General features: G+C 61.5%; 23 protein-coding genes. 12 read left to right on the forward strand and 11 right to left on the reverse strand.

Translation table 11 applies throughout. The features are described 5' to 3' along the window. Nucleotides 1-18: 18 nt before the first annotated feature. Nucleotides 19-495, forward strand: a complete 477-nt coding sequence (locus ABMC88_RS16275) for a hypothetical protein (protein ID WP_349577943.1) — start codon at nt 19-21, stop codon at nt 493-495. 12 nt (nt 496-507) lie between these two features. Here the strand turns inward: ABMC88_RS16275 and preA are convergent, their stop codons facing one another. The 3 genes from preA to ABMC88_RS16290 form a co-directional block, all read right to left on the reverse strand. Continuing rightward, nucleotides 508-1,812, reverse strand: a complete 1,305-nt coding sequence (gene preA, locus ABMC88_RS16280; RefSeq protein WP_349577944.1) for an NAD-dependent dihydropyrimidine dehydrogenase subunit PreA — start codon at nt 1,810-1,812, stop codon at nt 508-510. Between the two features lies 1 nt (nt 1,813). Continuing rightward, complete coding sequence (locus ABMC88_RS16285; protein WP_349577945.1) at nt 1,814-3,142, reverse strand: NAD(P)-dependent oxidoreductase; 1,329 nt, start codon at nt 3,140-3,142, stop codon at nt 1,814-1,816. Between the two features lie 124 nt (nt 3,143-3,266). Then, complete coding sequence (locus ABMC88_RS16290; RefSeq protein WP_349577946.1) at nt 3,267-3,923, reverse strand: arylesterase; 657 nt, start codon at nt 3,921-3,923, stop codon at nt 3,267-3,269. A gap of 49 nt (nt 3,924-3,972) precedes the next feature. Between ABMC88_RS16290 and ABMC88_RS16295 the strand changes: the two genes are divergently transcribed. The 3 genes from ABMC88_RS16295 (at nt 3,973) to ABMC88_RS16305 (ending at nt 8,126) form a co-directional block, all read left to right on the forward strand. Further along, nucleotides 3,973-4,644 carry an ABC transporter ATP-binding protein gene (locus tag ABMC88_RS16295; protein WP_349577947.1) on the forward strand — a complete coding sequence of 224 codons (672 nt, stop codon included), beginning with the start codon at nt 3,973-3,975 and terminating at the stop codon, nt 4,642-4,644. Next, entirely contained in the window at nt 4,641-7,157 is a 2,517-nt protein-coding gene (locus tag ABMC88_RS16300) for an ABC transporter permease (protein ID WP_349577948.1), read from the forward strand. The genes ABMC88_RS16295 and ABMC88_RS16300 overlap by 4 nt, the downstream gene beginning before the upstream one ends. Before the next feature lie 69 nt (nt 7,158-7,226). Further along, entirely contained in the window at nt 7,227-8,126 is a 900-nt protein-coding gene (locus ABMC88_RS16305) for an inositol monophosphatase family protein (RefSeq protein ID WP_349577949.1), read from the forward strand. A gap of 3 nt (nt 8,127-8,129) precedes the next feature. Here ABMC88_RS16305 and ABMC88_RS16310 read toward each other — a convergent pair whose 3' ends face one another. Continuing rightward, a complete protein-coding gene (locus ABMC88_RS16310) occupies nt 8,130-8,495 on the reverse strand; it encodes a glycine cleavage system protein H (RefSeq protein ID WP_349577950.1) in 366 nt (121 codons plus the stop codon). A 131-nt stretch (nt 8,496-8,626) separates the two neighbouring features. Here ABMC88_RS16310 and ABMC88_RS16315 point away from each other — a divergent pair, with 131 nt between their 5' ends. Continuing rightward, nucleotides 8,627-9,187 carry a gamma-glutamylcyclotransferase family protein gene (locus ABMC88_RS16315; protein WP_349577951.1) on the forward strand — a complete coding sequence of 187 codons (561 nt, stop codon included), beginning with the start codon at nt 8,627-8,629 and terminating at the stop codon, nt 9,185-9,187. A gap of 6 nt (nt 9,188-9,193) precedes the next feature. Here ABMC88_RS16315 and gltX read toward each other — a convergent pair whose 3' ends face one another. The 3 genes from gltX to ABMC88_RS16330 all read right to left on the reverse strand — a co-directional run bounded on the left by gltX (nt 9,194) and on the right by ABMC88_RS16330 (nt 13,205). Next, nucleotides 9,194-10,528: a glutamate--tRNA ligase gene (gene gltX / locus ABMC88_RS16320; protein WP_349577952.1), complete on the reverse strand. Its 1,335-nt coding sequence runs from the start codon at nt 10,526-10,528 to the stop codon at nt 9,194-9,196. Nucleotides 10,529-10,589: 61 nt separating this feature from the next. Next, on the reverse strand, nt 10,590-11,387 hold the full coding sequence (locus ABMC88_RS16325; protein ID WP_349577953.1) for a CE1 family esterase: 798 nt from the start codon (nt 11,385-11,387) through the stop codon (nt 10,590-10,592). Nucleotides 11,388-11,546: 159 nt separating this feature from the next. Beyond that, entirely contained in the window at nt 11,547-13,205 is a 1,659-nt protein-coding gene (locus ABMC88_RS16330) for an NAD+ synthase (RefSeq protein WP_349577954.1), read from the reverse strand. Nucleotides 13,206-13,371: 166 nt separating this feature from the next. On the opposite strand from ABMC88_RS16330, the gene ABMC88_RS16335 reads away from it, so the two are divergent. Further along, nucleotides 13,372-14,799, forward strand: a complete 1,428-nt coding sequence (locus ABMC88_RS16335; protein WP_349577955.1) for an MORN repeat-containing protein — start codon at nt 13,372-13,374, stop codon at nt 14,797-14,799. On the opposite strand, the gene ABMC88_RS16340 is transcribed toward ABMC88_RS16335, so the two are convergent. Continuing rightward, complete coding sequence (locus ABMC88_RS16340) at nt 14,796-15,482, reverse strand: ArsR/SmtB family transcription factor (protein ID WP_349577956.1); 687 nt, start codon at nt 15,480-15,482, stop codon at nt 14,796-14,798. The genes ABMC88_RS16335 and ABMC88_RS16340 overlap by 4 nt on opposite strands. 73 nt (nt 15,483-15,555) lie before the next feature. Between ABMC88_RS16340 and ABMC88_RS16345 the strand changes: the two genes are divergently transcribed. Together ABMC88_RS16345 and ABMC88_RS16350 are read left to right on the forward strand one after the other, a co-directional pair. Beyond that, complete coding sequence (locus tag ABMC88_RS16345) at nt 15,556-15,879, forward strand: NIPSNAP family protein (RefSeq protein ID WP_349577957.1); 324 nt, start codon at nt 15,556-15,558, stop codon at nt 15,877-15,879. Beyond that, nucleotides 15,876-16,220, forward strand: coding sequence for an antibiotic biosynthesis monooxygenase family protein (locus tag ABMC88_RS16350; RefSeq protein WP_349577958.1), 345 nt, complete (start codon nt 15,876-15,878; stop codon nt 16,218-16,220). Before ABMC88_RS16345 ends, ABMC88_RS16350 begins: the two co-directional genes overlap by 4 nt. A gap of 5 nt (nt 16,221-16,225) precedes the next feature. Here the strand turns inward: ABMC88_RS16350 and ABMC88_RS16355 are convergent, their stop codons facing one another. Continuing rightward, entirely contained in the window at nt 16,226-17,752 is a 1,527-nt protein-coding gene (locus tag ABMC88_RS16355; protein WP_349577959.1) for a cryptochrome/photolyase family protein, read from the reverse strand. Then, nucleotides 17,749-18,414 carry an SDR family NAD(P)-dependent oxidoreductase gene (locus ABMC88_RS16360; protein ID WP_349577960.1) on the reverse strand — a complete coding sequence of 222 codons (666 nt, stop codon included), beginning with the start codon at nt 18,412-18,414 and terminating at the stop codon, nt 17,749-17,751. Before ABMC88_RS16360 ends, ABMC88_RS16355 begins: the two co-directional genes overlap by 4 nt. A 313-nt stretch (nt 18,415-18,727) precedes the next feature. On the opposite strand from ABMC88_RS16360, the gene ABMC88_RS16365 reads away from it, so the two are divergent. After that, complete coding sequence (locus ABMC88_RS16365; RefSeq protein ID WP_349577961.1) at nt 18,728-20,320, forward strand: 2-isopropylmalate synthase; 1,593 nt, start codon at nt 18,728-18,730, stop codon at nt 20,318-20,320. Between the two features lie 534 nt (nt 20,321-20,854). Here ABMC88_RS16365 and ABMC88_RS16370 read toward each other — a convergent pair. Beyond that, complete coding sequence (locus tag ABMC88_RS16370; RefSeq protein ID WP_349577962.1) at nt 20,855-21,445, reverse strand: VOC family protein; 591 nt, start codon at nt 21,443-21,445, stop codon at nt 20,855-20,857. Nucleotides 21,446-21,631: 186 nt separating this feature from the next. On the opposite strand from ABMC88_RS16370, the gene ABMC88_RS16375 reads away from it, so the two are divergent. The 3 genes from ABMC88_RS16375 to ABMC88_RS16385 are packed head-to-tail and all read left to right on the forward strand — an operon-like array spanning nt 21,632 to nt 24,254. Next, entirely contained in the window at nt 21,632-22,678 is a 1,047-nt protein-coding gene (locus ABMC88_RS16375) for a rod shape-determining protein (RefSeq protein WP_349578002.1), read from the forward strand. 34 nt (nt 22,679-22,712) lie between these two features. Next, nucleotides 22,713-23,618 carry a rod shape-determining protein MreC gene (gene mreC / locus ABMC88_RS16380; protein ID WP_349577963.1) on the forward strand — a complete coding sequence of 302 codons (906 nt, stop codon included), beginning with the start codon at nt 22,713-22,715 and terminating at the stop codon, nt 23,616-23,618. Between the two features lie 3 nt (nt 23,619-23,621). Then, complete coding sequence (locus tag ABMC88_RS16385; protein WP_349577964.1) at nt 23,622-24,254, forward strand: rod shape-determining protein MreD; 633 nt, start codon at nt 23,622-23,624, stop codon at nt 24,252-24,254. Nucleotides 24,255-24,265: the final 11 nt, after the last annotated feature.

Raw genomic sequence — 24,265 nt, forward strand, 5'->3', positions numbered from 1 at the left:
GCAGAGAAGGAAGCGAAAATGGCTTTGAATATTCCAATAAACTTGATGAGCGCAGGCACCCCGCCCGCGTCATCCCAGACCGCTGAGCCCCAGACAGGTCCGGAACAAAGCGCATCGGTGCAGCCCTCGGCGCAATCATCGGCAAGCGGCGATGCCGCCGGCAACAACAACAACAACAGCAGTGGCCAAGCCAGCAGCGAACAGCAGGCCGCCACGCGCAGGGCCTCACGGGCAGTGCCGGATTCGGTCGTGACCGCACAGGCAAAAGAAGGCGCAGCCGATGTTGTCGACGAAAGGCGGCAAGGGGCAGTACGGGCACAGGACGCGGCCCGCACCAAGGCGCTTATTGATGCGATTGCCGTGACCCCTGCCGACAAAGGCGGCCTGTTGGACCGCCCGAAAGAGGTCGACCGCTACGCACCGCCCGACCCTCTCCCAACCGCGCCAATCCTTGCAAAAGCACCGCCAACGGCGATTAAACCACCAGCGGAGTGAGCGCCGCGTCCCTTACTCCGCCGCAGTGGCCGAGGGATTGTTGGGATGCGTTGTCCAGTTGGCATAGACATCTTCAACAACCTTGCCTGTGCGCGGATCGGTTGTTCCGGGCTCCATCTCGACCATGGTGATGCAGTTTTCGACGGGGCAGACTTCGACACACAGGTTGCACGCAACGCATTCTTCGTCGATCACACTGAACGTGCGGTCCTCGGACATGGCAATCGCTTGGTGCGAGGTATCTTCGCAGGCGGCAAAGCAGCGCCCGCAGCTGATGCAGTCGTCCTGATTGATCGACGCCTTGCTCACGTAGTTGAGGTTCAGATACTGCCAGTCGGTCGTGTTGGGTACAGCAGCGCCCATAAAGTCCTGTATCGAGGTGTGGCCCTTTTCGTCCATCCATTCGGACAGACCGCTGATCATCTCTTGGACCACCTTGAAACCATAGGTCATCGCCGCCGTGCAGACCTGCACGTTGCCGCAGCCCATGGTGATAAATTCTGCCGCATCGCGCCATGTGGTGACACCGCCGATCCCGCTGATCGGCAGACCCGCCGTGGCGGGCGCGCGCGCGATTTCCGAAACCATGCTCAGCGCGATGGGTTTGACCGCAGGGCCGCAATAGCCGCCGTGCGATCCCTTGCCATCAATGCTTGGTTCGGGTGACATGCTGTCCAGATCGACCGAGATGATAGAGTTGATCGTGTTGATCAGGCTCACCGCATCCGCCCCGCCGCGCTTGGCGGCGGCGGCAGGTTGGCGGACGTCCGTGATGTTCGGCGTCAGCTTTACGATCACGGGTTTTGAGTAATACTGCTTGCACCACCGCGTGACCATTTCGATGTATTCGGGCACTTGGCCCACGGCCGCGCCCATGCCCCGCTCGCTCATGCCATGCGGGCAGCCAAAGTTCAGCTCGATCCCGTCGGCGCCTGTCGCTTCGACCTTTGGCAGGATGTCTTTCCACGCCTGCTCCTCGCACGGCACCATGATGCTCACGATCAGGGCGCGGTCGGGGTAGTCGGCTTTGACGCGGGTGATCTCGTCCAGATTGGTTTGCAGATCACGGTCGGTGATCAGCTCGATGTTGTTGAGGCCCAGCACGCGGCGGTCCGCCCCGTGGATCACGCCGTAGCGCGGGCCGTTTACATTGACGACAGGCGGGCCTTCCATGCCCAGCGTCTTCCAGACGACCCCGCCCCAGCCTGCCTCGAATGCACGCCGCACGTTGTATTCTTTATCCGTCGGCGGAGCCGAGGCCAGCCAGAACGGGTTGGGAGACTTAATACCCAGAAAGTCAGTTGTCAGATCAGCCATCCTATGCGCTCCCGCTCAAAACCATGTGAATATCCATCGCCGCATCGCGCCCTTCGGCCACGGCTGTCACCGTCAGGTCATCCCCGCCCGAGGCGCAATCGCCCCCTGCCCAGACACCCTGCACGCTGGTGCGGCCCGTGCCGTCCACCGCGATCTTACGCCCCTGCAAATCGGGCAACCCGTCCCCCTCCAGCGTCTGGCCGATGGCCTTGAACACCTGATCCGCCGCAAGGCGCAGGGTTTCTCCGGTGGGCTGCATGTCATCGCCGACATAGTCGAATTCGATCTCGCGCACAGAACCGTTGCCGTGCACGGCCTTCGGCGTCGCGTGGGTCACGATCCGCACGCCTTTGGAGGCAGCGAGGTCTTGTTCGAACACGCTCGCGTTCATTCGGTCGCGGCCACGGCGGTAGACCAGCGTGACGTTCAGCGCCCCCAGAAGTTTGGATTGCACAGCGGCATCAACGGCGGTCATCCCGCCGCCAATCACCACCACGTCACGGCCCACAGGCACGCTTGCCACATCGCTTGCCTGCCGCAGGTCAGCGATAAAATCGACCGCATCCAACACGCCTTCCTTATCCTCACCTGCTGCACCCAGCGCATTAACGCCCGTCAGCCCCATACCAAGGAAGACCGCGTCGAAATCACTGCGCAAGGCATCGAGGCTCAGGTCAGCGCCCAGCGCCTTGCCCGTCTCAATCGTGATACCGCCGATTTTCAGCAGCCAGTCGACCTCGCCCTGCGCAAAGTTGTCGGGGGTTTTGTAGGTCGCAATGCCGTATTCGTTCAAACCGCCCGCCTTGGCGCGTGCGTCATAGACCACAACATCGTGGCCCAGCATCGCGAGACGGTGCGCAGCGCTCAGACCCGCAGGGCCAGCGCCGACAACGGCAACGCGCTTGCCTGTTGGCTCGGCACGGGTGAAAGGGTGGATGCCCTGTTCTTGCAGATGGTCAGTGGCGAAACGTTGCAGCTGGCCGATCAGCACCGGCTTGCCCTCTGCCGCTTCGCGCACACAGGCCTCTTCACACAGCTGTTCTGTCGGGCAAACACGTGCGCACATGCCGCCCATGATGTTCTGGCTCAGGATCGTTTTGGCCGCCGCATCGGGCGTGCCTGTCGCGATCTGGCGGATGAACATCGGGATGTCGATATCCGTCGGGCAGGCCGTGATGCAGGGTGCATCGTGGCAAAAGTAACAGCGGTCGGCGGCAACAACGGCTTCATGCCCGCCCAGCGGCGGATGCAGGTCCGAAAAATGGGCCTCATAGGTTTCGGGGGGCAAGCGCCCTGCCTGCACACCCGCGTCAAATACCTTGTTTGCCATGCGCAATTCCTTTGCGAAAACCGTTCTTTCGCATCACGCTGGCATAGGTCTATTTTTTTATCAACTGGTAAAATTTATTCACAGGCATTTCCGCAGAAGGCCTGCCTAAAATTCAGGCACTGCGCTAGGGCGACACTTTGTCGATCAGTTTCAGGGCCTGTGGCCCGATGCCCTCGACGATCCGCAAGACCCCTTCGGGGTTGGGGTGGATGCCGTCATCCTGAAACCATTCGCGGGCCTGCGCAGGGCTGGGGATGGTGCCATCCTCGCTCAGACCGATAAAAAAGCTTTCCAGGAAAAGCGCGCCATAGGTCTGCGCCAGCTCGGGATACAAAGCGTCGAAATCCGCTTTGTACTCGGGGCCAAAGTTCCCCGGAGCCTGCATCCCGATCAACAACACCTCAACCTGCGCGGCCTGTGCGGCCTGAAGAATGCCCTCGATATTACTGCGGGCCTGCGCGGGGTCGAGCCCGCGCAACAAATCATTCCCGCCCAGTGTAACGATCAGCGCATCCACCTGCGGCTCCAACGTCCAACCGATCCGCGACAAGCCCCCCGCCGTGGTATCGCCAGACACGCCAGCATTGATCAACGTCACATCCACCGCGCCGTTTTCGTGCAGCCAGTTTTCTAGCTGCGGCACGAACCCGTCCTTTTGTTGCAGGCCGTAGCCTTGGGTCAGGCTGTCCCCAAGGGCGGCGATGACCACGCCGTCCGCCTGCGCAGCACCGCCGAAAAGCGCAGCCCAAATAAGAAGAATGCCTGTCAAAGCCTTGCGCATTCGCATATTCCCTCCATATCCCATTGAGACGCCACCAAAGGGCCCTCTCATGAGCTATCCAATATTCTCTCTTAAAGATGCAGCCCTACGCCTGAATGGCAATGCCGGACCCGTAGATATTCTGCACGGCATCTCGATGGAGGTCGCTGCGGGCGAAAGCATCGGGCTGATCGGGCCTTCAGGGTCGGGCAAATCATCGCTGTTGATGGTAATGGGCGGACTGGAGCAGGCAACAGGCGGCAGCGTCCAAGCGATGGGCGAGGATTTGACGGCGATGAACGAGGACGCGCTGGCGCGGTTTCGCCGTGACCGGATGGGCATTGTGTTCCAGTCCTTTCACCTGATCCCGACGATGACCGCATTGGAGAATGTCGCCACCCCGCTGGAACTGGCCGGTCACGAAGACGCCTTTTCCCGAGCTGAGGCCGCGTTGCAGACCGTGGGCCTTGGGGCGCGGATGGGGCACTACCCCGCGCAGATGTCGGGCGGCGAGCAGCAGCGCGTGGCCCTTGCCCGCGCCACCGCCCCGCGCCCTGCGATATTGCTGGCGGATGAACCGACAGGGAACCTCGACAGTGCCAATGGCGAGGCGATCATGGATCTGCTGTTTGATCTGCGCGACCGGCACGGCGCGACTTTGGTGTTGGTCACCCACTCGGACGCGCTGGCGGACCGCTGCGACCGTGTCATCACCCTGCGCGACGGGCGCATCGCAACATGAGCCTGCGTCTGGCCGCGACATTTGCCCGCCGTGAATTGCGCGGCGGGTTGCAAGGGTTCCGTTTGTTTCTGGCCTGTCTTGCGCTTGGGGTGGCCGCAATTGCGGCGGTCGGCTCTGTCCGTGCTGGGATCGAGGCGGGGCTGGCCCGCGAGGGTGCCGCCCTGTTGGGCGGCGATGCAGAGCTTGAGCTGACCTACCGTTTCGCAAATGACGACGAACTGGAGTGGATGAGCGCGCAAGCCACTGCTGTCTCCGAGGTTGCCGACTTCCGCTCAATGGCGGCGGCGGGCGACGACCGGGCACTGACGCAGGTGAAAGCGGTTGATGACCTATATCCGCTGGTCGGATCGGTCGCGCTTGATCCTGATATGCCGCTGGCTGATGCTTTGGCCGTGCAAGACGGCGTGCCGGGTGCTGTGATGGAACGGGCGCTCATCGACCGCCTCGGCCTTCGGCTCGGGGACGCCTTCGCTTTGGGCACGCAAGCCTTCACGCTGCGCGCTGAAATCACGCGTGAGCCTGACAGCGCGGGCGCGGGCTTTGCGCTGGGGCCGCGGACCTTGGTGCTGCGCGACAGCCTTGAGGCCTCGGGCCTGCTGGCCCCCGGTACGTTGTTCAACAGCAAATACCGCCTGACTCTGCCTGAAGGCACGGCCATCCCCGAACTGGAAGACGCCGCCGCCGAGACCTTTGCCAACAGCGGTATGCGCTGGCGCGATGCCCGCAATGGCGCGCCCGGTGTGGCGCAATTTGTTGATCGGCTGAGCGCGTTTTTGATCCTTGTAGGGCTGTCGGGTCTGGCTGTGGGTGGCGTTGGCGTATCAGCTGCGGTGCGCAGCTATCTAAGCCGCAAGACCGAAGTTATCGCGACCCTGCGTGCCCTCGGGGCCAACCGCTCGACCATCTTTCAGACCTATTTCATCCAGATCGGTATCCTGTCCCTACTGGGCGTCACCATCGGCCTGATCCTTGGCGCGGCGGCCCCCATTGCCCTTGCCCCCGTGCTTGAGGCGCGTCTGCCGATCCCTGCCGCCTTTGCCATCTATCCCGCCCCGCTGACCGAGGCGGCGCTTTATGGCCTGCTCACCGCGTTTATCTTCACCCTTTGGCCGCTGGCCCGCACCGACCGTGTGCGTGCTGCCACCCTGTTTCGCGATTCGTGGGACGGGGCAAGCCGCCTGCCCGCGCTGCCCTTTATCGCAGCCACGGTGAGTGCGGTGGTCGTCCTTGTCGCATTGGCAGGTTGGTTCAACGGCAACTGGTTCCTGACGCTGTGGACCTTGGGCGGGATTGCGGGCGCATTGGCGCTGCTGACGCTTGCCGCATTTCTGATCCGCATCGCGGCGCGCCGCCTCAGCCACCGTTTGCGCGGGCGGCCCCGCTGGCGGTGGGCGATGGCCGCGATTGGCGGCACAGGAGAGGGCGCGGGCGCTGTTGTGTTGTCTCTGGGTCTGGGTCTGTCAGTACTAGCCGCCGTGGGCCAGATCGACGGCAACCTGCGGCAGGCGATTGCGGGCAACCTGCCCGATGTCGCCCCCAGCTATTTCTTTGTTGATATCCAGAAAAACCAGATGGCAGGCTATACCGAACGGCTAGAGTCCGACCCCGCCGTCAGCCGCATCGACAGCGCACCGATGCTGCGCGGTGTTGTGACCATGATCAATGGCCGCCCCGCTGTGGAAACAGGCGGCGACCACTGGGCGCTGACGGGTGACCGTGGGCTGACATATGCGGCCCAACCCGGCGACAAGGCCGTGATCACCGACGGCGCGTGGTGGCCCGCCGACTACGCTGGCCCCCCGCAGATCAGTGTGGCGCGTGAAGAGGCCGAGGAGATCGGCCTGACTCTTGGCGACACCGTGACATTCAACATCCTTGGCCGCGACATCCAAGGCACGATCACCAGCTTTCAGGAGGTCGACTTTTCCACAGCTGGCCTTGGCTTTGTCTTTACCCTGAACCCTGCTGCGTTGCAGGGCGCGCCGCATACCTTCATCTCGACCGTTTATGCCGAGCCAGAGGCCGAGGCGCAGATTCTGCGGGATTTGGCGCAGGAGTTCCCCAACATCACAGCGGTCCGCGTGAAGGATGCGATCGCGCGGGTGGCCGATGTGCTGGCAGGGCTGGCAGCAGCCACATCTTATGGCGCTGCGGCTACGCTACTGACGGGCTTTCTGGTGCTGATCGGCGCTGCGGCGGCAGGGGCCGATGCGCGCACCTATGAGGCCGCGATGCTCAAGACAATGGGGGCCACGCGGCGGATGATCGCGGCCAGCTTTATCTTGCGGGCAGCCTTGTTAGGCTTTGCGGCGGGGGCGGTTGCCTTGCTGGCGGGTGGATTGGGCGGCTGGGCCGTCAGCACCTTTGTGATGAAAACCAGCTATTCGGTGATCTGGCCCTCAGCGCTCAGCATCATCGCGGGCGGTATCATTGCCACCGTGCTTGCGGGGCTGGGCTTTGCCCGCCGTGCGCTGCAAGCCCGCCCTGCCCAAGTCCTGCGCGGGCGGGAGTAACCGCCCCCAGTTCCCCCTTTGCCTCAATTGCACAGCGGCGTACCATAGATTGAAACAAGGAGTGCCCCCATGTCCGATACCGACACAACACCCGAACCATCTGTCCCTGCAACGCTGCCGCCTGCTCTGACGCCTGCACAGCGCCGCCAAGTCATCAATATCGTGCGCCGCGCCGCCCGCGCCGAGATCATGCCCCGCTTCCGCCGCCTCTCCGACGGCGAGATTCGCACTAAGTCGGGCGCCGATGATCTGGTCACCGATGCCGACACCCGTGCCGAGGCGATGATCACCCGTGCGCTGCAAATTGCATTCCCCTCTGCGCTGGTCATCGGCGAAGAGGCTGTCGCATCCAAACCCGCCGCGCTTGAGGGTATCGCCGAGGCGCAGCTGGCCTTTGTGATTGATCCCGTGGACGGTACATGGAATTTCGCCCGCGGCCTGCCAATGTTCGGGGTGATTATTGCCGCCACGCGTTTTGGCAAACCTGTATTCGGGCTGATCTATGATCCCGTCGGCGATGACTGGGCCATTGCGGACGAACAGATCACGCCGCAACTTCAACGCCCCATCGGCCCCGCAAAAGAGCTGAGGGTTGCGGACGCCAAACCGATGGAAGAACTGTCAGGGATCATCCCACTGCATCTGTTCCCCGCACAACACCGCGCCCAACTGGCCGCGACCTTCCCGGGGTTCGGGCGGGTCAACACATTGCGCTGTTCGGCGCATGAATACCGTATGCTGGCGCAGGGCCACATCGATTTCAGCCTGACCGCGCTGCTGCACCCGTGGGACCATGCGGCGGGCGCGTTGATTGCACAGCGGGCCGGCGCGCATGTGGAAATGCTCGACGGTGGTGACTATTCCGCCAGCCGCCACGAAGGCCATCTGCTGATCGCGCCAGACAAGGTGACATGGAGCAAGCTGAAAAAGCAGTTCAGCTTTTTGATCGCAGAGCCAGAGGCCGAATAGGCCCTAGCGGATGAACTTCTGATAGGCCGCTTCGGACATAAACTCGTCCAGAGCGGCCGTGTCCTCCACACTCATCTTGAACAACCAACCGTCGCCTTGGGCATCCTCGGACAAGGTTTCGGGCGCGTCGATCAGCGGGGTGTTCACCTCGGCGATCTCACCGTCCAGCGGGGCCAGCACGTCGATCGCGTCGTCGTCGCCCTCGATCACCACAACCGGATCATCGACCGAGACCACATCGCCCTCTTCAGGCAATTCGATATATTTGGGATCGCCCAACTGCTCAATCGCGTAAGAGCTGAGGCCCACGGTAATCTCGTCTTCGCCGTCCTCGACCCGCAGCCACAAATGTTCTTCGGTAAATTTCATCGCTATTGCCCTTCCGCGTTTGCCCCGTTTTGTCAAAGCTGCGCCGGTTTTTCAATCCGCTGCTTGTGCGCTTGCGCGGACGGTGCCGCGGTGATTAGGTAGATCGGAATTGATCAATGCAAAGGCCCCCAATGCATCCTTGTTTCTTCGGCTACGGCAGCCTCGTGAACCGCGACACCCACAGCTATACCGCCGCCTCGCGGGCGCGGCTGGCGGGATGGCGGCGTAGATGGGTCTATACCGAAAGCCGCGGCTTGGCGTTTCTGAGCGTGGTTCCCGATGCACACACCAGCATTGACGGGCTGATCGCCGAGGTGCCGAATGCCGACTGGGCCGCATTGGACGCCCGCGAATACGGGTATGAACGGATTGCTTCGGGCGACAGCGTGACCCACCCCCGCGATGCGGCAACGCAGGTTTCGCATTATTCCGTGCCGCAACATACCTGGGTCGCGGGCGCGGATCAGCACATCCTGCTCAGCTATCTTGATGTGGTGGTTCAGGGGTATCTGCGCGAATTCGGCGCAGGCGGTGTGGCCGAATTTTTCGCCACCACAGACGGGTGGGATACGACAGTCCTGAATGATCGCGCCGCGCCGAGGTATCCCCGCGCCCAAAGCCTGAGCACGCAGGAAACCGCATTGGTGGATCAGCATATGGCCCTGCGCAATGTCACCATCACGCAAGGCTAAGGCGGTTTAACCGCGGGCTTTGACGACCTGCAACAGCGGCATCACGGCGGACATATCCGGCCCGTGTGCCTGACCCGTCAGCGCCTTGCGCAGGGGCATAAACAGGCCTTTGCCCTTGCGGCCTGTCGCCTCTTTCACCGCCGACGTCCAAGCGCCCCATGTGTCGCCGTCAAAGGGTGCATCGGGCAGCAAGGTCATGGCTTGGGCCACAAAGTCGCGGTCCTCATCGTCGATGACGGGCTCCGCACCATTGGCGAACATGGTCCACCATGGGCCAAGGTCGTGCAGGGTTGTGATGTTGTCGCGGGTCACGTTCCAGAACTGCGTCGCCAGATCGTCAGGCACACCCAGCGCAGCAACCGCATCCGCCACATCCGCCACGTCCAGCGTTTGCAGATATTTCGCCGTCAGCGGCTTGAGGTCCTCTGCGTCGAACTTGGTCGGGGCCGAGCCAAATCGCGAGATGTCGAACCCTTCGATCAACGCATCCATTTCGGTGCGCAACTCAACAGGATCAGAGGAGCCAAGACGCGACATCAGGCTCAGCAATGCCTGCGGGGCAATCCCCGCCTCGCGCAGGTCCTTGAGCGCAAGCGTGCCAAGACGCTTTGACAACGCCTCACCCTGCGGGCCGGTCAGCAACGAGTGGTGCGCAAAAGACGGCACAGTGCCGCCCAGCGCCTGCATGATCTGGATTTGCGTGCCTGTATTGGTCACGTGGTCAGAGCCGCGCACGACGTGGGTCACGCCCATCTCTGTGTCGTCGACCACGCTGGCCAGCGTATAAAGGATTTGCCCGTCACCACGGATCAGCACAGGGTCAGACACAGACGCGCCGTCGATGCTCACATCACCAAGGATACCATCGTTCCAGACGATCCGCTCATGCTTCAGCTTGAAGCGCCAGACGCCATCGCCACGCTCGGCGCGCAGGGCGGCCTTTTCGTCGTCCGACAGCGCCAGTGCGGCACGGTCGTACACGGGCGGCTTGCCCATGTTGAGCTGTTTCTTGCGCTTGAGGTCAAGCTCGGTCGGGGTCTCGAAAGCTTCATAGAAGCGGTCCATATCGCGCAGCTCTTGGGCGGCAGCGTGGTATTTCTCCAACCGCAGGGATTGCCGCTCGACTCGGTCCCAATGGATGCCCAGCCACTCAAGATCGCGTTTGATTCCGTCGACATATTCTTCTTTCGAGCGGTTGGGATCGGTGTCATCGATCCGCAAAATGAACTCGCCCCCTGCTTTGCGGGCAATCAGGTAGTTCATCAGCGCGGTGCGCAGGTTGCCAACGTGAATCCAGCCAGTGGGGGACGGGGCGAAGCGGGTAATGGTTTTATCGGACATATATGCCTCCTGTTGCCGCGCTTGCTGTCACAGGCTTGCGGGTTTGTCCAGTTGGAGGTGGTTAACGCCCGCGACCCGCCTTCAGGCGATCAAGCGCATAGGACAGATGTTCGGTGCGAAAGGAATGACCGCCCTCGAACAGGCAAAGCTCTAATGCGGCGCCCGTGTCGTTGGTGCTGCGGGTACATTCAAGCGGGCCTTCTGTTGCCTCGCTCAGCGGGCCGAAGTTTCCGTGGTCGGAATAATGTGCCAGCGCTTGCGGCACCTCGCCCTGCTTTGTCGGGCCAATCTGACGCCCCAGCAACGGCACGGTTCCGTCACGATCTCCGTGAATGTGGATGATGCTGGCCACGGGAAAGGCGCAGCTGTAGGGCGGCTCAAGCCAGTAGGTGCCCGAAAACGGGACAAAGCCAGTGAATAACTCAGGCCGCGCGCAGGCAAGGCTCCAGACAAGCATCCCCCCCGCACTAAAACCCGAGGCGACCAGTTGCGCAGGATCAATCCCGAACCGCGTTTGGGTGTCTTTGATCACCTGCTCGATGTAGGCGAATTCGGCCGCCCCCGTGCTGTCAGGCGTGCGCGGACCATTGGGCAGGTCCCATGAACCGTTGACCCCCTGCAAAGCGATCAATGCAAGCCCCTGTTCATGCACCATACGGCGCAAACTGCCGTTGCGCATCACGCCCGCCGCAGTGCCACGGTAGCCATGCGCCCAGACCACTGCCCCCATAGGCGGGCCGCTCCCTTCGGGCAGTGAAATGCGGTAGACCCGCTCGCCCACAGTGCAGTCGCTGTCTGCCCCGCAGGCCTGCGCCATGGGCGCAAGGACCATCGCAAAAAGAATAAACAAAGACCGCATCTCTATCTCCAACACTATACCAAATGTGCACCGCGCAATGGGCTTCGCAAATCACAGCCGCGTGTGGCACACCTTAGGAACAGGCGCTCTACCTCTCCAAGTGTGCAGAGTTTTCAAAAACTCTGCACCCAAATTTTTCAAAAAATTTGGCGCACGTCCTCAGTTCGGGTCGCGCCAGCGGTTGGCAATGGGATAGCGACGGTCGAGCCAGAACGCCCCCTTCGTCAGGCGCGGGCCGGGTGCTGACTGAAAGCGTTTATACTCGGAAATATAGATCAGATGCTCGACCTTCTTGGCCACATCGCGGTCAAAGCCTGCGGCCACGCAATCGGCAATCGCGCCGTCATTATCCACCAATATCTCCAGCATCGCGTCCAGCTCTGGATAATCGGGCAGGCTGTCGCTGTCTTTCTGGTCCTCGCGCAGCTCGGCCGAGGGCGCTTTGGTGATGATGTTCTCGGGGATGACACGGCCCTCAGGCCCCCTCATCCAGTCGGCGTGGTTTGCATTGCGCCAGCGGCACGTCTCGAACACGCGCATTTTATACAGGTCCTTGATCGGATTATAGCCGCCCGCCATGTCGCCATAGATCGTGGCATAGCCCACCGCGACCTCGGATTTATTGCCCGTGGTCAGCAGCATTTCACCGAACTTGTTGCTCAGCGCCATTAACAACAGACCGCGCAGGCGGCTTTGGATGTTTTCCTCGGTCAGGTCGGGCTGGGTGCCCTCAAACAGCGGGGCGAGTGTTGCGGTAATCGCGTCACGCCCCTGTTTGATCGGAACATAGTCGTAACGTGCGCCCAATGCTTTGGCGCATTGCTCTGCATCATCCAATGACGCTTGCGACGTATATTCGGACGGGAGCATCACACAGCGCACGTTCTCCGCGCCCAGCGCGTCCACGGCGATTGTTGCAACCAGCGCCGAATCAATGCCGCCAGACATGCCCAGAAGCACCTTTTTGAATCCCGTCTTGCGCATATAATCGCGCAAGCCTTGCACCATCACGCGGTAATCTTGCGCGTAGGGGCCAGCGTGGGTGACCTTCTCACCCTCCACGATCCGCCAGCCCTCTGACCCACGCTCCAGATCGACATGTTGGGTCACGGCATCAAACGCTGGCATCTGGAACGCCAGCTTGCCACCGGGGTTCAGGCCAAAGCTGGCCCCGTCAAATATCTGGTCATCCTGACCGCCCACCATATTGAGGTAAATCAGCGGCAGGTCGGTCTCGACCACGCGGCTGACCATGTGGCTAAGGCGTGTATCGAATTTGCCGCGGTAGTAGGGCGATCCGTTTGGCACCAGCAAAAACTCGGCCCCTGTTTCGGCCAATGTCTCGGCCACGTCTTCGTGCCAGGCATCCTCGCAGATCGGGCTGCCGATGCGGGTGTTGCCCACGGAATAAGGACCGCCCAGCGGCCCGCTGTCGAAAATGCGCACCTCGTCAAAGACTGTCTCGTTGGGGAGGTGATGTTTCAGGACGCGTGACGCGACCTTGCCACCTTTGAGAATCAGATATGCGTTATAAAGCGCGTCGCCCTCGGCCACGGGTGCCCCGATAGCCAGCGCCGGACCGTCCGCACAATCGTGGGCCAGTGCCTCGATATGGGCATCGACATCACGCTGGAACGCGGGTTTCATCACCAGATCCTGCGCATTGTAGCCGGCGATAAACATCTCGGGCAGAGCTACCAGATCGGCACCCGCTGCACGCCCCTCTTCCCATGCAGCACGCGCTTGGGCGGCGTTGCCTGCGACATCGCCAACGGTCGGGTTAAGCTGCGCCAGGGTGATGCGAAACCGCTCTGCCATGATAGGTCCTCTCGAAATACACGTACCGATGTAGCAGATCACCGCCTAAGGGAAAGCCCGCAAGGCACAATCGCGGCAATTGGACATTGCCCCTTCGGGCCTGCCCGCCTACTCTGCGCTGGAACCTTGCGGGCGGTCCGTGCCCGCGCCAGATGACAGGACGCCCATGACCCGACCCACCCTGATCCTTGCCGCCGCCTTAGTGCCACTGATGTTGAGCCCTGCGTTTGCGCAGAACACCCAAGTATTGAGCAAGCAATATGATGATGGCGGCGTCTATGAAGGGACGTTCAAAGACGGCCTGCAACACGGCCAAGGCACCTATACCCTGCCCAACGGCTACGAATACACGGGCCAGTGGGTAGAGGGAGAGATCAAAGGCACAGGCACAGCACGCTTTCCCAATGGCTCGGTCTACGAGGGGGAGTTCTCGAAGGGCAAACCCGAAGGCATCGGCAAGATCATCATGGCCGATGGCGGCACCTATGAAGGCGAATGGCAGGCGGGCACTATCGTCGGCCAAGGCGTGGCCATCCACGCCAGCGGCGAACGCTATGAAGGCGGGTTCCGCAATGGCAAGCGCCACGGCAAGGGCGTGCTGGCGATGCCTTCCGGCTATGAATACAAAGGCGACTGGGTCGACGGCCAAGCCACTGGACAGGCCGTCATCAAGGACGCCGAAGGCGCGGTCTATGAAGGCACTGTCGTCAACGGCGCACGCGCCGGCGAAGGCAAGCTGACCCACCCCGAAGGCTTCACGCTGGAGGGGACATGGGCCGATGGCCAGCTCAACGGCAAAGGCAAGATCGTTCAGGCCAACGGCGACACCTACGAGGGCGATCTGGTTGCGGGCAAGCGCGAAGGCAACGGCACCTCGACCACCGCCGCGGGCGACACCTATACGGGCGCATTCCTGAACGACCGCCGCCACGGCACGGGCACGTTCAACAGCGCGGATGGCGACAAATACGAGGGCGCATGGGCCAACGGCTTTTACGACGGCCAGGGCGTGATTACCTACCCCGACGGATCGGTCCACACGGGCATGTTCAAAGAGGGGCTCGCCGAAGGGCCGGGCAAGGTGACATATCCCGACGGGTCAACCTATGAAGGGGATTGGGTCGCAGGCGTGATTGAGGGGCAAGGCATCGCAACCTACCCGGACGGCATCGTCTATGAAGGCGGGTTCGCGAATGCCCGCCCCGATGGCAAAGGCACGCTGACCTACAGTGACGGCCGCACCTATGTTGGCGACTGGAAGGCCGGCCTGCGCGATGGCACCGGCACCACAACCTACCCCGATGGCACCGTTTATGAGGGCCAGTTCAAGAATGGCCGCCGCGAAGGCACAGGCAAGATCGTAATGGCCAGCGGCTTTATCTACGACGGCGAATGGAACGGCGGCGAAATCGAGGGCGCAGGCACAGCCACCTACGCCAACGGCGATGTCTATGTCGGTCAATTCAAGGATGGCACACGTCAGGGTGCTGGCACGATGACATATGCCACGGGCGAAAAAGCCTCGGGTGAGTGGGAAAACGGCGCATTGGCAAACGCCGCGCAAACTCCAGCAGCGGAAACCGCCACCGATTAAGCGGGTGTTGCAAACCGCGCATCAAAGGCAGCACGCCCTTTCGGGGTGAACGTCACTGCGCGGCTTTTGCCGCTCCGCTTGGCCCAGCCCAGCGCCTCCATCCGCGCCAACATCGCACGGCCCAAGCTGCCTGACAAATGCGTGCGCCGTGCGCTCCAGTCCAGGCAGCTGCGGCACAGCACCGTGCGCGTTTTTTGCAGGCTGACCAGATCAATGCCAAACTCCGTCACGAAAGCGGCACCTGCCTCTGTCAATGACACCTTGTCCTCTGCTTCACGCAGATACCCGTTGCCCAGCATCGCATCATACATCGCAATGCCGCGTGCGCCCGCAAGATGGTTGTAACACACCCGCGCTTCGCGCAGCGCGTCGTCGCGTGGTCCGGTCCGCGTGCGCAGATGCCCCTGCCCAGCGGCAAGTCCCATCAGCGCCTCCAGCACGCCTGCCACCTCTGGCCCGCTGAGCGAAATGTATTTGTGCCGCCCCGATTTGCGCGCATGGGTCAGCCCGCCCGCTTCCAGCTTCGCCAGATGCGCACTGGCGGTTTGCACGGTTACGCCTGCCTCTGCCGCAAGCTCGGTTGCGGTAAGGGCCTTACCACTCATCAACGCGCCAAGGATGTTGGCGCGGGCGGGATCGCCGATCAGCGCGGCGATGCGGGCAATGTCCGGACCTTCTTTCATACTTCGACCGTAGGCGAAGCATCGGCGCACGGCAAGCTGCTAGGACACGGCAGCACATATGGAAGGACACGTCATGCTTACCTGCATTATCCGCTATCACATCGACCCCACCAAAAAGGCCCAGTTCGGAAAATACGCCCGCAATTGGGGCACCGCCATCCCGCGCTGCGGCGCCGACCTAGTGGGCTATTACGCCCCGCACGAAGGGTCCTCGACACTGGCCTACGGCATCTACAACATCCCGTCACTGGCGGAATACGAGACCTACCGCGCCCGCCTTGCCGCTGACCCGCTGGGCCGCGAGAACTATAATTTTGCCCAACGCGAGAAATTCCTCTTGCGCGAGGACCGCACCTTCCTCACCCTCGCCTCTGGCCCACACGGAGAGAAACGATGATCGCAGTGATATTCGAAGTCATGCCAGACCCCGACCGCAAGGCCGACTATCTGGACATGGCCGCCCAAATGCGCCCGCTGGTGGACGAGATCGACGGCTTTATTTCGGTCGAACGCTTCCAAAGCCTGACAAACCCCGACAAGCTGCTATCGCTGTCCTTCTTCCGCGATGAAGAAGCCATTGACCAGTGGCGCCGCCTGACCAAACACCGCGCGGCACAATCCGCAGGCCGCGCAGGCATGTTCACCGATTACCACCTGCGCATCGCCCATGTGATCCGCGACTACGGTCTGTTTGACCGCAGCGAGGCGCCCAGCGACAGCAAGGCCGAGCATGGATAAGGGGCCTAGACCACCTCACCCGAATCCAGCTTTGCCAGCACTGCATCCGCATCGGCCAGCACGGTCTTGCGCCGCTCCTCGTCCATACGGTCCCACGTGCGGTACATGTTCCCCATCCGCGCATTGTTTGAAAACCGCTCGCGGTGACGATCAAGGAAATGCCAGTAAAGCGTGTTGAACGGGCACGCCCCCTCGCCCGTTTTCTGGCTGACCTTGTATGCGCAGCCTTTGCAGTAATCCGACATGCGGTTGATATAAGCCCCGCTAGAGACATAGGGCTTGGACGCAATCACACCGCCATCGGCAAACTGGCTCATCCCGACGACATTGGGCGCTTCGACCCACTCGAACGCATCGGCATAGACCTCCAGATACCAATCCGAGACCTGACCCGGATCAATCCCCGCCAGCAGCGCAAAGTTGCCGGTCACCATCAGGCGCTGGATATGGTGGGCGTAGGCCTCGCGCGCGGTTTGACCTACGGCGGCCTCCATACAGGCCATCTTTGTCTCGCCGCCCCAATAGACGGCGGGCAGGTCGCGGGTCTGTCTCAAGCGGTTGCGCTTGGCATAATCGGGACCTTCCAGAAAATATATGCCGCGCACGTATTCACGCCAGCCGATGATCTGGCGGATGAACCCCTCTACCGCATTGATCGGGGCGTCCCCCGCGACATAGGCCGCCTCCGCCGCCTGACAGACCTCCAAAGGCTCCAACAATCCGATGTTCAGATAGGGCGAAATGATCGCGTGATACAGGAAGTCCTCGCCCCGCAGCATGGCATCCTGATAGTCGCCAAAGGTCGGCAGCGCATGTTTGATGAAATGCGCCAATGCCTCCAACGCCTGCGCCCGCGTCGTGGCAAACCAGAAGGGACGCAGATCGCCAAAGTGGCCGTCAAACTGCGCCTCGACCAGCCCCAGCACATCGCCCGTTACATTGTCCGGCTCAAACCTCAGCGGGCCCTTGGGGGCAATATCACCCGGCGCAGGCTTACGGTTGTCGTGGTCGAAATTCCACTGCCCGCCTGCGGGCTTGTCGCCCTCCATCAGCAAGCCCGTCTTGCGCCGCATCTCGCGATAAAAATACTCCATCCGCAGCGCCTTGCGGCCGTCGGCCCACGCCTCGAACTCGCCATGAGACGCCAGAAAGCGGTCATCGCCCAAAATGCGCGTTTTAATCGGCGCGTGGGTCAGCTTGTTGATCAAGCGCCATTCGCCCGGCTCGGTGCAAATCACCTCCTCTGCGCCCGTCTGCTCGGCCCGCCGCAAGAGTTCACCAACGATCGAACCTGCGTTGGCGGTGTCGTCCAACTGCGCATAGGCCACGGTCCAGCCCGCATCCTCAAGCGCCGCCGCAAACTTGCGCATCGCGGTAAAGACAAGCGCGATCTTCTTGGGATGGTGGCGCACATATGTTGCCTCCTCCATCACCTCGGCCATCACAACCGTATCGGTTTCCTTATCACCTTCAGCCAGCGCACTCAGATTTTGGGACAGCTGATCCCCCAATACCAAAATCAACCTACTCACCACACTACCTCCGCCCCGCTCCAATCGAAAAACCCACCTGTTTGTGCGGGACCTAAGCGCGCCATCACAGCCATCAAATTCTCCGCCGCCTCCGTTGCTGGCACAGCTGGATGCCGCCCCAGATATTTGGCCGTGAACGGCGTCTCAACCGTGCCGGGATGTAGGGCCACACAAGCCAACTCAGGGTGTGTGCGCGCCAGTTCAATCGCGGTGGTGTGCACGATCTGGTTCGCCGCGGCCTTGGCCGCACGGTAGCTGGTCCACCCGCCGATCCTGTTATCCCCGATCGAGCCGACACGCGCCGTCAACACAGCGCACACACTGCGCCCCTTGCGCGGCAGCAAACGCGCCGCGTGGCGCAGCACCAAGGCAGGCCCGATTGCATTTACCGCAAACTGGTCGGCCATCGCCTGCGCCGTTACCGCCCGCACCGTTTTCTCAGGGGCCGCACCATCAATTTCCAATGCACCTGTCGCCACAACGATCCCGCCAAACGGCCCCTCAAGCACGCCCAAATGCGCCTCAACCGACCCCTCGTCGGTGATGTCCATTCCGTCGCCCGACCGCGACAACCCGATAACATCCACCCCTTGCGCACGGTAGGCATCACACAGCGCACACCCGATACCGCCAGAGGCTCCAATAATCAAAACTCTATCCATATCCGCTCAAGTAAAGCGAACCGCGACAGTTTCAACGCCGTCCCCCATCTTCATTTTGCCCTTAAACTCACCGCAATTGCCCCTTGGCAGTTGCCAACAAAGGAATCTATTCACCCCCTTCCCATCTGAAAAACCGCCGCTATAACTGTGGCTATGAAAACGAATGCACATAGCGCCATTTGCCCGCAGACCACTGCGCCACAGCTACGTGCCCTCCTCCTGCTGCTAGCCCGCCTCTGAGCGTGCCTTCCGGCGCGCCCGCTCAGAGGGATGTGCCGCGCGCCAAAATCAGCAGACAAAAGAGAGCCAGACCATGACCAAACAAGATACCAATTCGCCCGCATCCGGCGCGTCCCAAGACCGCGTGTTGATCTTTGACACGACCCTGCGCGACGGCGAACAATCGCCCGGCGCGACAATGACCCACGCAGAAAAGCTCGAGATCGCGAACCTGCTCGACGAGATGGGCGTTGATGTGATCGAGGCAGGGTTTCCCATCGCCTCGGAAGGTGACTTTGCCGCCGTGTCCGAGATCGCGAAGCAAGCCAAGACCGCGCAAATCTGCGGGTTGGCCCGTGCGCAATTCGGCGACATCGACCGCTGTTGGGAGGCGATCAAACACGCCAAGAACCCGCGCATCCACACGTTCATCGGCACTTCGCCGCTGCACCGCGCCATTCCCAACCTCGACATGGACCAGATGGCCGAACGTATCCACGAGACAGTCTCCCATGCGCGCAACCTGTGCGAAAACGTGCAGTGGTCACCGATGGACGCCACCCGCACCGAGGCTGACTACCTGTGCCGCACCGTCGAGATCGCGATCAAGGCAGGCGCCACCACGATCAACATCCCCGACACCGTTGGCTACACCGCGCCCCGCGAAAGCGCCGAGCTGATCCGTATGCTGCTCGAACGCGTCCCCGGCGCGGACGAGATCATCTTTGCCACTCACTGTCACAACGATCTGGGCATGGCGACGGCGAACTCCTTGGCCGCGGTCGAGGCCGGAGCGCGCCAGATCGAATGCACCATCAACGGCTTGGGCGAACGGGCGGGCAATACCGCCCTTGAAGAAGTCGTCATGGCGTTGAAAGTGCGCAACGACATCATGCCCTACCGCACCCAAGTGGACAGCACCAAGCTGATGAACATCTCGCGCCGTGTCGCCACTGTTTCCGGCTTTGCCGTGCAGTTCAACAAAGCCATCGTCGGCAAAAACGCTTTTGCGCACGAGAGCGGGATTCACCAAGACGGCATGCTGAAAAACGCCGAGACGTTCGAGATCATGCGCCCCGAAGACGTGGGCCTGACCGAGACGAATATCGTTATGGGCAAACACTCGGGCCGTGCCGCGCTGCGGTCCAAGCTTGAAAACCTCGGGTATGAATTGGGCGACAACCAGCTCAAGGATGTGTTCGTGCGGTTCAAGGAACTGGCCGACCGCAAAAAGGAAATCTATGACGAGGATCTGATCGCGCTGATGCGTGTGGCCTCGGACCCAGAGAGCGACCGCATCAAGCTGAAGTCGATGCACGTCGTCTGTGGCACCGATGGCCCGAACGAGGCCAAGATGACCCTCACCGTTGACGGCGCCGAACACAGCACCGAGCAGTCGGGCGATGGCCCTGTGGATGCGTCGTTCAAGTGCATTAAAGCGCTGGTCGAGCATTCCGCACGCCTGCAACTCTACCAAGTGGCCGCCGTGACGGAGGGTACAGACGCCCAAGCAACTGTATCTGTGCGGCTTGAGGAAGAGGGGCGCATCGTCACGGGCCAATCGGCAGACACCGACACCGTCGTAGCCTCCGCCCGCGCCTATATCCACGCACTCAACCGCCTGCTGGTGCGCCGCGAAAAGGGCGGCAGCGACAAGCCCGAGGTAAGCTACAAAGACGCGGGTTAAGTGATCGGGAGGCAGGGCGCGCGTCCTGTCTCCTGCATTTATGTTTCGCTGTTGTAAGTATACACCGAATGACCGCTCTGCGGACTTTTCTGCTATATGGTGCAGGACCTTCGATGTCAGCCTTACGAATTCAGGGTTTCGATTGCTTTAATCACCACCGTCTCAACCACCGTCGCTATCCCAGTCGCCGTTCGGTTCGGAGGGGTCTTGAAATGAGCTTCGCGCACCTCCGTGCCACTCACTCCAAACCTACATACCATCATCTCGTTTGCGGAGTGATTTGCGACGAACGCGATTTCGATAGAAAGTGAAGGCTATGACAGCTGCAACCAAGATTGCGCCAAAAGCACTGAACTGCCATCCATCTTCAGAATTCCAACTAAGCAACTTACGATCCTGTCTGCATATCTCGCTTTAGTTCTTAGCAGACATGGGTTCAACGTGCAGCATTGATCAACATGGGCTCAAAGCGGTTATTCGCTGCATAAGGTCGACTATGCGCTATCGGCCGTCTCCCGATTCGCCACCACCCGCTCAGCTATCGCGGTACGGATTCTTCGCCCCGCGATCCGCGCTCAACGATCCCTGCGACCGCTCGACAATCATCACCGCCGCATCCGCGAGATGCTCGCGCCCGATCGCCTTGTCGCCGCGTGCCACGCGCAGCTTGTGCGCTTCCAGCATCACCTCGGCGTGGCTGGACCCGCGTGGCGGGATGAAAGTGTAGCACGCCAGCTCGATCAGCAATCCCAGCGGGTCCTTGAAATAGATCGAGTGCATAAAACCGCGGTCTTTGACGCCTGAATTACCGATGCCCCGCGCCTTGAGCCGCTCCAGCACTTGGTCGAACATGGCGCGGTCCACCTCGAACGCCACATGGTGCACGCATCCCGCATCCGTCGGCGTGCGGGAGTGGACAGGCCTGCGCGTTTCGTTTGTGAAAATAGTCACCAGCCGCCCGTCGCCGGGGTCGAAATACAAATGCCCTTCGTCTGCGTCATCCAGATTGGGCTGGTCGAACAGGAACGGCATGCCCAGCACACCCTCCCAAAAATCAATGCTGGTCTGGCGGTCCGCGCCCATCATGGTGATGTGATGCACGCCAAGCGTTTGTATTTTCTTCATTCGGGTTTGCTCCTTCACTGCGCCATAAGATGCAGCGCAAACCCGTTAGGTCAAGCGGCGCAAAGATGCCGAAGAACCGTGAAGACCCCCTTTAATCCGCCGCACCGCTTGCCTATAAGGGCGCAGCTTGTCTCCTGCGGTGCGGGGGTCTCAGGCATGCACGAATTTTGTAAGGACCTGCTCTTCATGTCGATCTTTGGTAACCTGCGCGGCCTGTTTTCGTCTGATATGGCGATTGATCTGGGGACCGCCAACACGTTGGTCTATGTGAAGGGTAAGGGGATTGTTCTGTCGGAACCGTCGGTTGTGGCCTATCACGTCAAGGACGGCGTGAAAAAGGTGCTGGCCGTGGGCGAAGATGCCAAGCTGATGCTGGGCCGCACCCCCGGCAGCATCGAGGCGATCCGCCCGATGCGTGAAGGTGTGATTGCGGACTTTGACACCGCCGAAGAGATGATCAAACACTTCATCCGCAAGGTTCACAAACGCTCGACCTTTTCCAAACCCAAGATCATCGTCTGTGTGCCCCACGGTGCGACCCCTGTTGAAAAACGCGCGATCCGCCAATCGGTGCTGAGCGCGGGTGCCCGCCGTGCGGGCCTGATCGCAGAGCCTATTGCGGCCGCAATCGGTGCTGGCATGCCCATCACCGACCCCACAGGCAACATGGTTGTCGACATCGGCGGCGGCACCACCGAAGTCGCGGTATTGAGCCTTGGCGATATCGTCTATGCCCGCTCGGTCCGCGTGGGCGGTGACCGCATGGACGAAGCGATTATCAGCTACCTGCGCCGTCAACAAAACCTGCTGGTGGGTGAAACAACGGCAGAGCGGATCAAGACCTCGATCGGCACGGCACGTATGCCCGACGACGGGCGCGGCACCTCGATGCAGGTGCGCGGACGCGACCTGCTGAACGGTGTGCCGAAAGAGATCGAAGTGACCCAAGCGCAAGTTGCCGAAGCCCTGGCCGAGCCTGTGCAACAGATCTGCGAAGCCGTGATGACCGCGCTTGAGACAACGCCGCCCGATCTGGCGGCAGACATCGTTGACCGTGGCGTAATGCTGACCGGTGGTGGTGCGTTGCTGGGGGATCTCGACCTTGCGCTGCGCGAACAGACGGGGCTTGCCGTCTCGATTGCGGATGAATCCCTGAACTGTGTGGCCCTTGGCACAGGCAAAGCGCTTGAGTACGAGAAGCAGTTGCGTCACGCTATCGACTACGACAGCTGACGCAAGGCCACGCTAAGGAGGGCGTTTCGCCACCATGGCAAAAGACAGATCACAGTCTGGTGACTACACTGGCCCGCTGCGGCGGTTGCTGACGGCTGTGCTGGTGGTGGTGCTGGCGGCGGTGTTCATCCTATGGCGCATCGACAGCCCGCGGGTCGAGCGTTTTCGCGCTCAGGTAACCGACAGGCTGGTCCCCAATTTCGATTGGGCCATGGCCCCTGTAACAGGCACCATCAACCTGCTGCGCGACTTCCAAAGCTACCAACGCCTGTCCGAACAAAATCAGGAATTGCGGTCCGAACTGCGCCGCATGCAAACCTGGAAAGAGGCGGCCTTGCAGCTTGAACAAGAGAACGCCCGCTTGCTGGACCTGAACAAAGTGCGCCTTGATCCGCGCCTGACTTACGTCACCGGCGTGGTGCTGGCCGACAGCGGGTCGCCGTTTCGGCAATCGGTCTTGCTCAACGTCGGGGCACGGGACGGCGTGATTGAAGGCTGGGCCACGATGGACGGGATCGGGCTTGTGGGGCGTATCTCTGGCGTGGGGGAAAACACCGCGCGGGTGATCCTGCTCACCGATGCATCGAGCCGTATTCCATCAGTCATCCAGCCCTCGGGCCAGCGGGCGATTGTGGCGGGCGACAACTCGGCTGCGCCACCGATTGATTTCCTGGAGAACCCCGGGCTGGTGCGCCCCGGTGATCGCGTCATCAGCTCGGGCGATGGGGGGATTTTTCCTGCGGGTCTGTTGATCGGACAGGTCGCCGCCGATCCGGGTGGCCGATTGCGCGTGCGCCTTGCCGCCGATTTCGAGCGGTTGGAGTTCTTGCGCGTGCTGCGCCATCACGGCACCGAACAGGTCGTCAATACGCCCGCCATGATCACCGACGCCGAAGCAGCGCCCCCACCCCAAGGCCCACCGGCCCCCGAGGCCGAATAACCCATGGACGAGCTGTCCCCCGCCCGCCTGTGGATCATGCGGATTGCATTTATCTTGCTGGGCCTTGTGATCGTCTTCTTTCATCTGTTGCCCATCGACACGCAGCCGGTCACCCTTTTTGCGCCTGAACTGTCGCCCCCATTGGCCACGATCGACCCCGCCGAAGCGCGGCTGCGCGCCTTGCTGGATCAGGGCAGTGACCGCATATGGGTGGGGCCGGATTTGCTGATTGCGTTTGCTTTGGCGTGGTCGCTGCGCAGGCCCGAATATGTGCCGCCTTTGCTGTTGGCTGGTCTGTTTTTGCTCAGCGATTTGTTGCTGCAACGCCCGCCGGGTCTGTGGGCATTGTTGGCGCTGCTGGCCTGCGAGAACCTGAAATCGCGCAGCCGCAACCTGCGCGATGCTACCTTCGGCGCGGAATGGATCGCGGTGGCCGTTCTGCTGATCGGCATTTTGATCCTGAACCAGGTTGTGCTATCTATGCTGCTGGTGCAGCCGCCCCAACTGCGGCTTAGCCTGCTGGAGCTTGGCACGACGATATTGATCTACCCCGCTGCGGTTTTCGCGACCCGAACGCTGATGGGGGTGCGCCGTGCAGCGCCGGGCGAATACGACACTTTCGGCGGACGCATTTAACTGAACGAGGC

The sequence above is a fragment of the Sulfitobacter aquimarinus genome (genome assembly GCF_040149565.1).
Lineage (GTDB): Bacteria > Pseudomonadota > Alphaproteobacteria > Rhodobacterales > Rhodobacteraceae > Sulfitobacter > Sulfitobacter aquimarinus.

What these genes read in the sequence shown, in the direction of transcription:
- ABMC88_RS16275 (WP_349577943.1), top strand. Translation starts at nt 19, where the DNA reads ATGGCTTTGAATATTCCAATAAACTTGATGAGCGCAGGCACCCCGCCC.
- preA (WP_349577944.1), bottom strand. Translation starts at nt 1,812, where the DNA reads ATGGCTGATCTGACAACTGACTTTCTGGGTATTAAGTCTCCCAACCCG.
- ABMC88_RS16285 (WP_349577945.1), bottom strand. Translation starts at nt 3,142, where the DNA reads ATGGCAAACAAGGTATTTGACGCGGGTGTGCAGGCAGGGCGCTTGCCC.
- ABMC88_RS16290 (WP_349577946.1), bottom strand. Translation starts at nt 3,923, where the DNA reads ATGCGCAAGGCTTTGACAGGCATTCTTCTTATTTGGGCTGCGCTTTTC.
- ABMC88_RS16295 (WP_349577947.1), top strand. Translation starts at nt 3,973, where the DNA reads ATGAGCTATCCAATATTCTCTCTTAAAGATGCAGCCCTACGCCTGAAT.
- ABMC88_RS16300 (WP_349577948.1), top strand. Translation starts at nt 4,641, where the DNA reads ATGAGCCTGCGTCTGGCCGCGACATTTGCCCGCCGTGAATTGCGCGGC.
- ABMC88_RS16305 (WP_349577949.1), top strand. Translation starts at nt 7,227, where the DNA reads ATGTCCGATACCGACACAACACCCGAACCATCTGTCCCTGCAACGCTG.
- ABMC88_RS16310 (WP_349577950.1), bottom strand. Translation starts at nt 8,495, where the DNA reads ATGAAATTTACCGAAGAACATTTGTGGCTGCGGGTCGAGGACGGCGAA.
- ABMC88_RS16315 (WP_349577951.1), top strand. Translation starts at nt 8,627, where the DNA reads ATGCATCCTTGTTTCTTCGGCTACGGCAGCCTCGTGAACCGCGACACC.
- gltX (WP_349577952.1), bottom strand. Translation starts at nt 10,528, where the DNA reads ATGTCCGATAAAACCATTACCCGCTTCGCCCCGTCCCCCACTGGCTGG.
- ABMC88_RS16325 (WP_349577953.1), bottom strand. Translation starts at nt 11,387, where the DNA reads ATGCGGTCTTTGTTTATTCTTTTTGCGATGGTCCTTGCGCCCATGGCG.
- ABMC88_RS16330 (WP_349577954.1), bottom strand. Translation starts at nt 13,205, where the DNA reads ATGGCAGAGCGGTTTCGCATCACCCTGGCGCAGCTTAACCCGACCGTT.
- ABMC88_RS16335 (WP_349577955.1), top strand. Translation starts at nt 13,372, where the DNA reads ATGACCCGACCCACCCTGATCCTTGCCGCCGCCTTAGTGCCACTGATG.
- ABMC88_RS16340 (WP_349577956.1), bottom strand. Translation starts at nt 15,482, where the DNA reads ATGAAAGAAGGTCCGGACATTGCCCGCATCGCCGCGCTGATCGGCGAT.
- ABMC88_RS16345 (WP_349577957.1), top strand. Translation starts at nt 15,556, where the DNA reads ATGCTTACCTGCATTATCCGCTATCACATCGACCCCACCAAAAAGGCC.
- ABMC88_RS16350 (WP_349577958.1), top strand. Translation starts at nt 15,876, where the DNA reads ATGATCGCAGTGATATTCGAAGTCATGCCAGACCCCGACCGCAAGGCC.
- ABMC88_RS16360 (WP_349577960.1), bottom strand. Translation starts at nt 18,414, where the DNA reads ATGGATAGAGTTTTGATTATTGGAGCCTCTGGCGGTATCGGGTGTGCG.
- ABMC88_RS16365 (WP_349577961.1), top strand. Translation starts at nt 18,728, where the DNA reads ATGACCAAACAAGATACCAATTCGCCCGCATCCGGCGCGTCCCAAGAC.
- ABMC88_RS16370 (WP_349577962.1), bottom strand. Translation starts at nt 21,445, where the DNA reads ATGAAGAAAATACAAACGCTTGGCGTGCATCACATCACCATGATGGGC.
- ABMC88_RS16375 (WP_349578002.1), top strand. Translation starts at nt 21,632, where the DNA reads ATGTCGATCTTTGGTAACCTGCGCGGCCTGTTTTCGTCTGATATGGCG.
- mreC (WP_349577963.1), top strand. Translation starts at nt 22,713, where the DNA reads ATGGCAAAAGACAGATCACAGTCTGGTGACTACACTGGCCCGCTGCGG.
- ABMC88_RS16385 (WP_349577964.1), top strand. Translation starts at nt 23,622, where the DNA reads ATGGACGAGCTGTCCCCCGCCCGCCTGTGGATCATGCGGATTGCATTT.